Source organism: Paenibacillus sp. NPDC101420, from assembly GCF_050277435.1.
Taxonomy (GTDB): Bacteria; Bacillota; Bacilli; order Paenibacillales; family Paenibacillaceae; genus Paenibacillus_AQ.
Genome location: NZ_JBNNSE010000001.1, coordinates 1,706,276 through 1,719,711 on the forward strand (window position 1 = coordinate 1,706,276; position 13,436 = coordinate 1,719,711).

Below are 13,436 nucleotides of genomic sequence, written 5' to 3' on the forward strand. Positions count from 1 at the left end.
CAATTCATCAGGTATTCCTTTTAAGTAGATTGTACCTTAATGTCGTCTAGTTTTCATCTTCGTATCTTAATACGATAGTGAAATATTAAATCTTGGGGTCCATCAAACTGAATTGCAAAGAATTGAACCTGGCTCGGATTAACAATAAGGACCTTTAATTATTAAGAAGTAGAGCCGCCAAATCTTAGCCGCTCTTCCATTAGTTCCATCATTCTCATCTTAATTCGTAATTACCCATTTTTGCCGATCAAGAGTAGGATCAAATTCGCTTAAAGACAATGTTGTTCCATCCGCTGATACTTCCAGCGCTTTCCTATGATGAGCAGAAATAATGCTTAGAGTACCATCATCATTCTTGTGAAGAATCCAACGCTGATTGTTATATCCGAGATAATGGTATAACTGAATTTTATTTTGCCCTGTGTCGAGATCAAGCGCCTGACCGGCTGTTGTACGAATGGAATAGGAACCTGCATCATCCCCCGTCGGCACGATTACCCATTTCTGATCCGTAGAAACATTCGCATCCTTCAGGGTAACAGCTTCACCATTTGCAAGATTTGCTGTATAGAGAGATTTCTGTAGTTTTGCATTTACTAGACTAGATGTGGTTAAGTTGGCAGGTGTTTCTCCGCTCACGTTAACGTTTTGATATGAAGCATATCCGCCAAATACATGTAGTCCAAAGCGACCTTCTGCAAATGTGCCGTCCTGGAGGTCGATCACTTTCTGCCCATCCACATAAACTACAATATGCGAGCCCTTCGCTTCGATTTTTACTTTATAGGTTTGACCCGGCTGAATGAACATCGGAACTTTCGCCAGTATTTGACGCTCTTCAAAACGGCCTTCGATTTTATAAAAGAGACGTACGGACTTCATATTCGGATCCAGATTTAAGTAGTATCCGCTGCGTCCATCTTCGCTGGCGCGGAACAACATAGAGCCTGCTCCCCCGGATTTCCCTAATATCATATCTGCTTCATAAGTAAAGTCTCCAGCCTGCTTCGCTGCGATATAATTCGCGTCACTCAAGTAATTTCCACGAATCCCATTTTCACTAATGACCCAAGAGGCTGCAGAAAGATCTTTAGTCCATCCACCTAAGTTCGTATGAAATTCACCATCAGTTACCTTAACTAAAACGCTTATTGATGTCTTCCCATTTGGAGTAGAGACAGTAATGATAGACTCGCCTTCTTTTTTTCCTACAATGGTTGCCTGTGAGCTATTTTCTACGTTTAGTTCAACTACATCCTTGTTACTGGAATTCCATTTCAGCGGCTGTGCACCATTACCTGTTCCATTCTCTACCATTGCCAAGAGTGTGTCGCTTTGCCCCTTGCTCAGTTCACGATCATTTGTATCCATCATTATCTTGGTAGCGGAATCGGACTCCTGATTCCATACAGATCCTAACTGATTCACTTTCAGAGATACGACCTTTACGTTGCCTCCATTGGTGTAAAAGCTCAAAGCTCTGCTGGCTGGATCCGGAAAAATGACATCAGAGAAAACGACTTTACCGCTGTTGCCAAAAACCTCAACAGAAGACTCGTCTACAAGGATACGCATCTTAATACGCCTATTCTCCGTTTGCATTGGCGCTTCATGTCTTGTACTAAATAAACTCGAAAAATCCGTCATACCAGATGCAGACCGATCCACAAAAATCTGACTCTCACTAGGTTTATATCCAACTACCGTTTTCTGACTTCCACCTACTCGAACGTTAAAACCAAATTCACTTACCTGACTGCCTGCAGGAATTTCTACTTCAGCTTCAATCTCGTATACACCAGAAGTAACGCCTTTCAGTAGGTTCTGAGAAGAAGGACTCACCACTTTATTAGCTGTAAAATACAGCTGACTACGCAGCGATTCCAACTCTTTGATTGGGCTTTGAACGAGCTGAATCCCATCTTTAGTCGTTACTAATGAGACTTCCCTTGGGATTGACAGTACGCCCTTCCAATGGGTCGTCGGGAAAGCAAACGGATAGTCCCAGTTTGTCATCCAAGCCATCATTACGCTGCGATGATCTGGCATGTTCGAAAAAGACATCGAAGCGTAGAATTCTTTTCCAAAATCTGTTCGCAATACTTTCCTCGACGGATTATCATTAACGAATTTACCTTCCGCTGTTAAATGACCCACAAAATATTCAGCATCTGATCCGCCTGTTTTTGGATTCGCTCCTGTACTAATCATCAGAACCCATTTCTTCTGTGATGTTCCGTCTACCGAAAGCTGAAGTAAATCCGGACATTCCCATACACCGCCGCGAACATAGTCCCCGTATCCCCAACTATCTGTCAGGGTCCAATCAAGTAGATTCGTTGAAGTAAAGAAACGAATATGATCTCCACCGGATACAACCATTACCCACCTGTTATTGTCGTTATCACGAATCACTTTCGGATCACGGAAATCCCAACCTCCAGGCTCATCTCCATTATCTCCGGGATTTCCAATAACAATTGGACGTTCCTTGAAATACTCCCAAGTACGACCTTGGTCCTTGCTGTATGCAAGACCGATACGCTGATTCCCATTCGGGCCATCGGGATTATAGGAAGTGTAGTAGCCAATCAGCCCCTTACCTCCTGAATCCCCGAACAAGCCTGATGCATTCGTCAAATCTGCCACAGCCGATCCAGACCAGACATGTCCATGATCATTCCAGGGCAGCGCAATCGGAAGGCGCTTCCAGTTCAGCATATCTTTACTGACAGAATGTGCCCATGTGCCTCCGTCCTGATGGAATAGATGATATTCTCCTTCGAAATAGACCAGTCCATTCGGATCACTTGCAGAACCACGAATTGGCGTATAGTGATATTGAGGACGATATTTTTCATTATAATAACTGCTAGCATCCGTCACATAAGTATCCTGGAAGTAAGCCGTTCCTTGTTTAACGACGATTCCTGCATATCCATCGGTGTAGGTTTTATCTGTTAGATCGATTGCAGCCGGGGTGTATCCGTCTAGGAAGACCTGAATTCTGTTTCCACTTGCCTTTATCTCTACGTGATGTTTTGCTCCGGTCTGACTTGGATAGGTATGCTGTGAACTTGCAATGTCTGTTCCGTTAGCTTTCGTCAAGCTTACACGGACCTGATTTCCTTCCTTCGTAAGGGCAGCTTCATATCCCTTTGTTCCATCAGCCGATGAACGAAAGGCGAGCGCTGCAACAGAATCAGGACGAAGAGATATATTTCCTTCATATACAAAATCAGCAGCTTGTTTGTTATATATTTGCAGTGACTTACTCTGGTTTGCTACCATTCCTTTTTTGCCGCTGATATTAGGCTGCCATTGTCCTTGATTTGTAACCACAGCACCAAGATTTCCTTTCAGATCACTTACGATTATGTTTTGGAACAAAACAGAACCATCCCATACATTGAGTCCTAGCTTACCTGTACGATACGCGTTATCCTGAACCTCAATCACAGGTTTATATGCATTGTCCCAATATATTTTCAGCGATGAACCCTCTGCTTTCACCTTGAGATGATAGATTTCGCCTGCCTTGACTGTAACCTTCCGCTCCTCTTTTAATTTCCCTTCACCATCACTTGCGTCTCGTAAGCGGATCATACCTGCATTCGGAACAATTTGGAGCATGTAGGAACCCCAGCCATCTTCATTAGAACGGAACAATAAGGTCGCATCAGCTTGCATATCCTTGATCATGACGTCAGCTTCATAGATAAAATCCTCTGACACCGTTTCGGAGATTGCCATTACATTTTCTTTTGGATCGGAAGTCAGTAAGATTCCTTCAGGAGTATCCACCAAGTTACCTTTTCCTTTTATTTGCCAACCTGTCAAATTCGTATTTGTATTGGTTACGCTTTCAAAAATAGAAAGTCCCACCTTAGCTCGTTTGCTTACCTCCTGTTCAGCGAGCGCAGCCCATCCAGTCCCGGGATTTGCTACATAAATGCCTGCTGAAGTCATTACAAGTCCTGTTGCCATAAGAAAGCATATTGCGAATTTCCCTTTATTTTTCATCTTCTTTGCCCTCTTTTTCTATCATTAATATTGAAAAAAAAGAAGGAGGCCAATTCATTACTGCACTGACCTCCTCTATATATTCTTTTACAATTGAGCAGAAATCTGACTTTCCAGTGCTGTGAGTCCAAGAGCCAGAGCACCGCATAATCCCGCCTGTTGGCCTAACCCTGGTGGAACGATATACTCATCTATGTGTTCCAAAATAGTACTTGAGCTGACATAGCCGTTCAGGTTCTGAAGCACAGCCTGACGGATCAGTGGAAACAATTGTGACTGCTGCATAACACCACCACCCAGAATGATTTTCTGAGGAGAGTTAAGCAATATAGCACCCGTAATCGACTGTGCAATATAAAATGCTTCCATTTCCCATGCAAGATGATCCATAGGAAGTTCATGGCCCTTCTTCCCCCACCTTGCTTCAATAGCAGGACCTGCCGCCATCCCTTCTAGGCAGTCCCCATGATAGGGACATCCCCCTGGGAATACATCGTCAGGATGGCGTCTCGTAAGAACATGCCCCCCTTCAGGATGTACAAGACCATGAATGAGTTTACCTTCTGAATACACTCCCACACCAACACCCGTGCCAACTGTATAGTACAAACAGCTGGATAACCCTTGAGCAGCGCCCCATTTGGCTTCACCAAATGCCGCTGCATTGACATCCGTGTCCCATCCAAAAGGAACCGAAAAGTTTCTTTTCAAAGTGCCCAGCATATCGTAATTTCCCCACCCTGGCTTTGGTGTTGTAGTAACGTAACCATACGCCCTGCTATCTGTGTGAATATCAATCGGACCAAACGATCCAATTCCGATAGCTTCTACTTGCTTGCCTTGAAAATATTGAATAACTTTGGGCAACGTCACCTCAGGATGTTCTGTTGGGAAACTAATCTGATCTTCAATTTCCCCATTTTCATTCCCAATGCCACATATAAACTTCGTCCCGCCAGCTTCAATCGCTCCTATACGCATATACATGACTCCTCTCGATGACTAATTCTTGTCTTGCTCAGCAGAGGGAGTAAGCTCAGAGATATCCAGAGAAATCAGCAAGTCATTCTCATTTTCTGCAAACACAGCTATACCTTTAGATTCTAGTCCAGGGAATATAAGATCCGTAATCACTGCCTGACCACCATTACTGAACGCCTCAACTGAAGAGCGATCCACAAAAATACGGAGATCATTTGACTCATCAAGCGCTTCGAGCTTGGCTGAATGATGTCCTACGAAATGTTCGTGGAAATCATGCTGACCTGAAGCCATCCGATCTACATAAAGCTCCTCTGTCTCACCGTTAATACCGATTATTGTTTGACTATCCGCACCTACTCTTACTTTGAAGCCTACAGATTTACCTCGAGTAAACTCAGCTATAATCTCATAAGATTCCAAGTGAATCTCCTTAAGAAGAGTATTGATTTCTTGCACCGTTGCCTCTTTCACAGAAAGGACTTGTACACGAGCAGATTCCAACTCTTGTACCGGCTTCTGTACAAGAAAGATCTCCCCTTGTCTTGATTCGAGTTGAAGTTCCCTTGCAATCGTCATCGCGCCGCGGAATTCTTCTGCCGGCGTCTTGTTAGCATACATCCAGTTGCTCATCCAGCCGATAAATAGTCGTCTTCCATCTTCAGCCGGTATATCGGACCAGCTTACACCTGCATAATTATCTCTTCCATAATCAATCCAGCGAACTTTTATCGAATCTTCATCTGGCGTGAACACTTCTCCATCAAAATCCCCTGTGAAATACTGAGTTCTTGACCCTTCCACAAAAGCGGGATCCGCACCGATGCTCACAAGCATCACCCATTTCGTGTTCGAATGATCGCCATCAATAGCAAGTGGGAACAAGTCTGGGCATTCCCATACCCCGTCATGAGAACCGATTCCGTTACCAAATTCGCTGGCATATGTCCAGTTAATTAGATCAGGAGAATGATATAAACACACCGTTTGACCACAAGCTACAATCATCACCCATTGATTCGTATCTTGATTCCAAAATACTTTGGGGTCACGGAAATCAATGAATGTATCATGTTCAAGTACCGGGTTTCCTTCATACTTCGTCCAGGTTCTTCCGTTATCTTTACTGTAGGCCAAGCTTTGACGCTGAATGGCTGGCTTGCCTTCTGGCATATCCAAATGATGCGTAAAAATCGCTACTAAACCTGGTTTACCTTCAAAAAATCCAGTCGTATTATTCCAGTCAACTACAGCACTGCCGGAAAAAATCATACCTAATTCATCTGGAGCGAGAGCGATAGGCAGTTCCTCCCATGTAACAAGATCCTTGCTGACCGCATGGCCCCAGTGCATAGCTCCCATGGTCATTCCACCCGGATGGTGCTGAAAGAACAAATGATATTCACCCTCAAAATAAACCATTCCGTTTGGATCATTCATCCACTTTTCCTTAGGGGAAAAATGATACACACCTCGGTAATTTTGTTTCGCAATCGTAGACATTATTGTTTTCTCCTTTACTCCCGTTCTAAGATCATCTCTCTTTATATAGATGAAGGTCGTGTATAGCAGTGTAACTGCATGGAACTCGGCCTTCATCCCACAATAGTAATCATTTGTTATTGGGTTGCTCTATCATATCCGCCTTGTTTAATTTCAAGCCATTCTTGCAAGCCCAGACGATCCAATTCTTTCAGATATTCATCCCACTGCGCTTCGATTTTACCGTTTTGGTACCATTCTGTGCGCATTCTAAGCACGTAGGCAAAAAGATCCGTTTCAATTGTCGTAAGGCGATCAAGCTCTTGAATGGAGTGGAATACACTCGGCATTACGTTTTCTGCTTTCATCTTTGGCGCCATGATATTCTTGATAATATCCATTCTGCTTTTGGCATCATCCGGCATGGTTGTGTATTTCCCATAATAAGAATCAAGAATAGCTAGGGGTCCACCGACACTTGTTTTCTCACGTAGTTCTACAGGAGCTGCACCCTCCAGCGGCAAATGTTTCAGCATTCCTTTTTCTTTATCAAATTCGAAAATATTCTGCTGTTTCTCATCTCCATACGTCCCCCAGTTGTTCTGTACAGATTGAATCGGATCGAAGAGTTGATCAACCCATTTCGCTGTCGTTTCCAAGTTCTTATTGGCGCTTGTGACAACCATCTTACCTCTTCCCAAACCAAGCGCGTTCGTTCTTGTTACGTTAACTTCACCATCGGGTCCAGCAAGTGGAGGCATAACTTCGTAGCTGTCATTATCTCCGGTGATGTTGGCCTTATCCCATGAGAAGTAAAGTCCGTATTTCTGATCCTTTCCTTTTGCAAGGTAAGTACTCCAGTCTTGTGTGTAGGCTTCAATATCAATAAGTCCTTCTTTATACAGCTCGTTAATAAAAGAAACTGCTTCCTTGTAGTCTTCTTGTGCCGCCGTAAATATCACTTTCCCATCATTGCTCACAACCGCATGGTCAGGGTTCTCACCCAATCCAAACGAAGCAAATAGGAATGCCAGATCTTCTGCTCCCGGCTTGTTAATAAAGGACAATGGAATTTCGTCAGCCTTACCGTTGCCATTTGGATCTTTTGTCTTGAATGCAATTAATACTTCCTTTAATTCTTCTGTTGTTTTAGGCATATCAAGGCCAAGCTTCTTAAGCCATTCCACATTGATCCAAGGCATACTATCTACCGCCTGGATTCTTTCTTTACCGCTACCCAGCTCTTCAATCCATGGAAAGGCATAAATATTGCCATCTGGTGCCGTAATCATACTCTTATATTCTGGTGCTTCTTCCAGCACCTTTTTGAAGTTTGGCATATTGTTCTCGATGAGATCATTCAGCGGGACGATGGCACCATCTTTAGCAAGCTTGAGCAGCTCATAGTCACTATAGTCCGCATTAAAAATTGCATCAGGAAGATCACCACTTGCCACAGCCAGGTTTCTTTTTTCAACAAATACGTCTTTCGTGAAATTCTTCCAATTAATATGAACATTCGTCTTTTCTTCAAGACGTTTATTAATCAGTTTTTCATTTGGATCCGTTGGTGCAAGTGGAGAGCTTTGCGTAATAAAGTTCAAAGTTACTTTACCGCTGGCGTCCTGTTCTTTACTAGCTGCACTTCCCCCTCCTCCTCCACCGCATGCACTAAGGAACATAAGTGAAGCAAGTACAGTTACAGAAGCTGCTTTCGTCGAAACTCTTGATTTCTTAATTCTTTTCATAGGGTATGACCTCCAAATTAGATATGAATGAATTAATCTTTATCTATGTGCAGCCTGTTTCCTACTTAAGGGAACCGACCATAACACCTTTTTCAAAGTACTTCTGGAAGAATGGATACATAACAATGAGTGGCAAACTAGAAACAACGATGGCAGCATACTTGATGATTTCAGACAATCGCTTCATTTCCGCCATGGCAAGTTGATCGCTGATCATGCCCGGATCTACCTGATTCTGGATCAAGATGGAACGCAACACGAGCTGCAGTGGATGAAGATTAGGATTATCTAAATAGATCATAGCGTCAAAGTAGGAATTCCACTGGCCAACAAAGGCATAAAGAGCGAGCACAAAAACAATCGGTTTGGAGAGCGGTAATACGACACTGAAGAAAATCCGCATCTCGGAAGCTCCGTCTACATTAGCGGCTTCCTTCATTTCATTCGGAACTCCTTTGAAGAAAGTTCTAGAGAGAATGATGTTCCAAACATTGACCGCCCCTGGAATGATCACCGCCCATACTGTATCAAGCAGACCAAGGTTCTTAACGAGCAGATATGTAGGTATGAGTCCACCCCCAAAGAACATGGTGATAATAAACAATGTCATGAAGAACCCTTTTCCTTTGAGCCTGTCATCGGACAGTGCGTAACCGGCACAGATTGAGACGAGAACGGTAATCATAGCAAATGAAACAGAGTATAAAACAGAGTTTCCAAAACCTCGGATCATGGCAGGATTAGAAAGAATTTTTTTATACCCTTCTAATGACCAGTCCGATAGGTTGAATGATAATCCTTTACTGAGCAGGACAGATGGATCCATAAAAGAGGCAATCACTACATAAATCAAGGGAAGTACGATGATAAGTACGGCCAGCGTCAGGAAGATCGCATTCAACACGATGATAAAACGATCTAATCCGGAATGTTTAATGGGCATAGCTTGTTGCTCCTTTCTTAGTAAAGACCTTCACCCTCATTCAGTTTCTTCACGGTGAAGTTAACGGTGACGAGCAAGACGATGTTGATGATAGAGTTAAACAATCCTACTGCGGCTGAATAAGCATAATCGCCCGACTGCAAACCAATTTTATAAACGTAAGTCGGAATGATTTCTGAGGTTGGCAAGTTCATCGCCGTTTGCATGAGATAGGCTTTTTCGAAGCCAATGGACATAATCCCACCAGCTGCAAGGATAAATACAATAGCCATAATTGGACGAATGGTTGGCAGATCGATATGGCGTATTCTTTGTAGAAGATTAGCGCCGTCAAGATTGGCTGCATTATGTAACTCAGGATCGACATTAGCAAGCGCTGCTACATAAATAATGGATGCCCAACCAGCTCCGGTCCAAATATCGGATAAAATGTAGATCGAACGGAAGTACTCGGGACGAGACATGAACATAATTGGTTCACCTGTAAGCCAGGTGAAAAACTGGTTAATCGGTCCCGTTGGGGACAAGAAGATAAACAACATCCCGACCACAACGACAACAGAAATAAAGTTAGGTGCATACAAGAACAATTGAATGTTCTTTTTGACGCCTGCACGGCGAATTTGATTCAACATCAAGGCAAGCAGGATCGGAATTGGAAAACTCAGAATTAATCCGAAGAAACTTAATTTAAGCGTATTCAAAAAGATTACTTCGAAATTGGGAGAAGAAAGGAATTTCTCGAAGTTGTACAAGCCTACCCATTCACTCCCCATAATTCCTTTGATTGGGCTGAAATCTTTAAAGGCGATAATCGCACCATACATAGGACCGTATTTAAAAATAAGGGTCAGAATCACAGCTGGTGCGAGCAAAATATAAAGAAAGTAGTGCTTCTTTAAATAATCCATTAAGGAACTCTTATGTCGCGTCACCGTTATTCCGTGTTCGGCTTCTATTGGGTTATGCAATGCCTTTACCTCCGTTCTTATCAATGTTTACATCTTGATGCAGTAAGGGCTTTCAATCTCACTAATGTCCTGCTGCTTTTACAATTTACCAAACACTTAATCGTTCGTCAATACATTTTGTAAAAATATCTATGTGCATATGACAAATTATTATGTTCATAAATGGCGTATACAATTTTACATAATTACAAATACAGCCAATTTAAATAAGAATATATACTTCAATCTCATCATTTTCTCAATAATATGAAAACAAAGCTATTTTTTTGCACATCAACATCACAATAAAATGTAAACTAAATTGTGCATTTGTAAATATCATGTTGCTATTTTCAGCAAACTAATATACATTTAAGAGAGTTGGAATAATGGCAAATAGTACACTATTTGTGGCGAATATTAAGAACAAGAATATAGAGGTGAATTACATAGATGGCCAGAGAAAAAGTAACCATACAAGATATCGCGGATGCTTTAGGAATCTCCAGAAATACAGCTTCTAAAGCCCTAAATGGAACGAACGGTATACCTGATGAAACCAGAAACAAAGTAATTAAGAAAGCAATAGAGTTAAAATATAAGCAATTTGCTTTTATGGACACCGAGAGTGTTCAATCCAGAAACTCTGGAAACATCGCTTTATTAACAGAAAATTTACCTAACACTTCCCATTTTGGGTCGAAACTGATCAGTGGCATGGAAAAAAGAATCAGTGCAGAGGGATATAATTTATCCATGCACATTATTAGAGACATTGATCAAGAGTCCCTGTCTCTTCCAAATAATTTTGATGTCTCCAATGTAGACGGAATTATTTGTATTGAGTTGTTCAATTCGGAATATAGTAAGTTGATTACAAATCTAGGTATTCCAACTATTTTCATCGACTGCTCTGCAGATGTCTGTTACCCTGAATTCCAAGCAGATGTACTTCTCATGGAGAACGAACACAGCACATACCAACTTACCAAAAAGTTAATTGAGGGCGGTTACAAATCACTGGGGTTCATCGGGGACTATAATCACTGTAGGAGTTTTAATGAAAGATGGGTGGGCTTTAATCGCGCACTAATAGAATCCGGGATTCAGCTTGATCTCACACAATGCATTCTCGATGACGATCAACTATTTTTCTCAAGTCCAGAGTGGGCAGATACTAGACTAAGTCAAATAAATGAGCTCCCTTCTGCTTTCGTGTGTGCTAACGATTATATTGCGGTTACCTTTATGAAGTCACTCAAAAATGTGCTTTCCATTCCTAACGACATCGTCATTTGTGGTTTTGATAACGGTCCTGAATCAAGCATTGTAGAACCCCATCTTACTACGGTTCATATTTATAGTAATGAGATGGGTGTCAAAGCAGCCGAAATGCTACTTTCCCGAATTAATGATCCGAAGCAACCCTATCAGGTTTCTCATATTTATACCAAACTCATCATAAGAGACTCTACACCTAATATCAGTTGATGAATTCATAATTTTGAGATAAAAAAATAACCTATGAAAATGAAGCAAAGAACCCAAGCGATTTAAAATTCAATCGCTTGGGTTCTTTATGTTTGTTAGACTACAAGAATGACCGTCTACTCCCTTTATTGGGACGATAGCTCTTAATGGCATTAATCAAGCCGATGCACGATGTGATGTCAACAAAGAGGGCGTCTCTTATTCGTTGTTCCCCATCGTGCTGATGTCGATGACGAACCGGTAACGGACATCTGAAGCAAGCACACGCTCCCAGGCTTCATCAATCCGGTCAGCAGAAATGACCTCGATTTCAGATGCAATATTATGTTCAGCGCAGAAATCAAGCATTTCCTGCGTTTCACGAATTCCACCAATCATCGATCCGGCAAACGAGCGGCGGTGGCCGATCAGCGAGAATACGTTTACTGCCAAAGGATCAGCAGGCGCACCGACATTGACTAATGTACCATCCAGCGCCAGGAGCGAAAGATAGGCATCGATATTAATCTGCGCGCTTACAGTATTTACGATTAGATCGAACGAACCGGCAAGCTGTTTAAATGTCTCCGGATCGCTAGTGGCATAATAATGATCCGCCCCTAATTGCAATCCGTCTTCCTTCTTCTTCAGGGACTGTGATAAAACAGTAACCTCAGCCCCCATGGCATGAGCGATCTTCACAGCCATATGTCCAAGCCCACCAAGACCCACTACAGCTACTTTTTTACCGGGAGCTGCTCCCCAATGACGCAGAGGTGAATAGGTGGTGATTCCTGCACACAGAAGCGGTGCAGCAGCATCAAGCGGAATACTGTCAGGGATCCGAACCACAAAATCCTCGGTTACGACGATATGAGTGGAGTAGCCGCCTTGCGTATACTGCCCGTACCGGTCGATAGCTCCATAGGTGCCCGTATTTCCACTCAGGCAATACTGCTCCTCACCTTTATGGCAATTACTGCACTCTCCACAGGAGTCAACCATACAACCTACCCCTACCCGGTCGCCCACTGAGTACTTTGTGACTTCAGAACCAATCTGGCTGACAATTCCGGCGATCTCATGTCCCGGAACGAGTGGATAGTTGACGGGTCCCCACTCCCCGCGGGCAGTATGAATGTCCGAGTGGCAAATACCAGCGTATTTAATCTCAATAAGAACATCGTGCGGCTGCAGTTCTCGGCGTTCGATTGTGGTTAGCTTAAATGGACCTTCCTGACTGAATGTAGCGCGTGCATTAACTTTTATCATAGTGAAACCTCTCTTCTGGTTAAATAATAAAATCTAAAACGTCAGCTTTACAAAACATATGTTATTACTTAAAGTTAACTCTAAGTCAAGCACAAAATATATTTGAGATTGGAGATAGATGATGAAGACATACTCCATAAGTGAAGTTGCAGAGTCCTTTAACATGACACCACATACCCTGCGTTACTATGACAAGGAAGGTCTTTTCCCTTCTATAGAAAGAACCTCCGGCGGTAAACGTATATTCAAACAATCCGATATGGACGCTTTAAAGGTAATTGAATGCCTGAAGTCATCCGGGATGCCAATTAAAGAAATAAAACATTTCATTGAGTGGTGCTCTGAGGGGGATTCCACCTTACAGCAAAGATATGACATGTTTCTGGAGCGGAAAGCTTCCGTAGAAGCGCAGATGGAAGAATTGAAAAAAACGATGGAAGTCATAGAACACAAATGCTTCTACTACAAGACTGCCTTGGATAGTGGTACGGAAGATATCCATAAAAATAATAAAATAAAAAGTTCATCCGCTCATTAGGAATGGACCTTCAAATTACAGTAAAGGCG

General features: G+C 42.5%; 9 protein-coding genes. 2 read left to right on the forward strand and 7 right to left on the reverse strand.

What is annotated here, in order from left to right; genetic code table 11:
- Positions 1–219: 219 nt before the first annotated feature.
- The 6 genes from ACQKMP_RS07400 to ACQKMP_RS07425 form a co-directional block, all read right to left on the reverse strand.
- Complete coding sequence (locus ACQKMP_RS07400; protein WP_427469091.1) at positions 220–4,023, reverse strand: GH32 C-terminal domain-containing protein; 3,804 nt, start codon at positions 4,021–4,023, stop codon at positions 220–222.
- 87 nt (positions 4,024–4,110) lie between these two features.
- A complete protein-coding gene (locus ACQKMP_RS07405; protein ID WP_339245972.1) occupies positions 4,111–5,004 on the reverse strand; it encodes an ROK family protein in 894 nt (297 codons plus the stop codon).
- A gap of 21 nt (positions 5,005–5,025) precedes the next feature.
- Positions 5,026–6,507 (reverse strand): glycoside hydrolase family 32 protein, encoded by a 1,482-nt coding sequence (locus ACQKMP_RS07410; RefSeq protein ID WP_339245970.1) that lies wholly within the window; start codon positions 6,505–6,507, stop codon positions 5,026–5,028.
- Between the two features lie 116 nt (positions 6,508–6,623).
- Entirely contained in the window at positions 6,624–8,234 is a 1,611-nt protein-coding gene (locus tag ACQKMP_RS07415; protein ID WP_042185869.1) for an ABC transporter substrate-binding protein, read from the reverse strand.
- A gap of 61 nt (positions 8,235–8,295) precedes the next feature.
- The gene (locus ACQKMP_RS07420) at positions 8,296–9,177 is read right to left on the reverse strand and encodes a carbohydrate ABC transporter permease (protein ID WP_042185867.1); all 882 of its coding nucleotides are present in this window, start codon (positions 9,175–9,177) and stop codon (positions 8,296–8,298) included.
- A gap of 17 nt (positions 9,178–9,194) precedes the next feature.
- Positions 9,195–10,088, reverse strand: a complete 894-nt coding sequence (locus ACQKMP_RS07425; protein ID WP_081951057.1) for an ABC transporter permease — start codon at positions 10,086–10,088, stop codon at positions 9,195–9,197.
- A gap of 492 nt (positions 10,089–10,580) precedes the next feature.
- On the opposite strand from ACQKMP_RS07425, the gene ACQKMP_RS07430 reads away from it, so the two are divergent.
- On the forward strand, positions 10,581–11,618 hold the full coding sequence (locus tag ACQKMP_RS07430; RefSeq protein ID WP_339245967.1) for a LacI family DNA-binding transcriptional regulator: 1,038 nt from the start codon (positions 10,581–10,583) through the stop codon (positions 11,616–11,618).
- Positions 11,619–11,816: 198 nt separating this feature from the next.
- Here ACQKMP_RS07430 and ACQKMP_RS07435 read toward each other — a convergent pair whose 3' ends face one another.
- The gene (locus tag ACQKMP_RS07435; RefSeq protein ID WP_042185859.1) at positions 11,817–12,869 is read right to left on the reverse strand and encodes an NAD(P)-dependent alcohol dehydrogenase; all 1,053 of its coding nucleotides are present in this window, start codon (positions 12,867–12,869) and stop codon (positions 11,817–11,819) included.
- Between the two features lie 121 nt (positions 12,870–12,990).
- Here ACQKMP_RS07435 and ACQKMP_RS07440 point away from each other — a divergent pair, with 121 nt between their 5' ends.
- Positions 12,991–13,407, forward strand: a complete 417-nt coding sequence (locus ACQKMP_RS07440; RefSeq protein ID WP_042185857.1) for a MerR family transcriptional regulator — start codon at positions 12,991–12,993, stop codon at positions 13,405–13,407.
- Positions 13,408–13,436 lie beyond the last annotated feature (29 nt).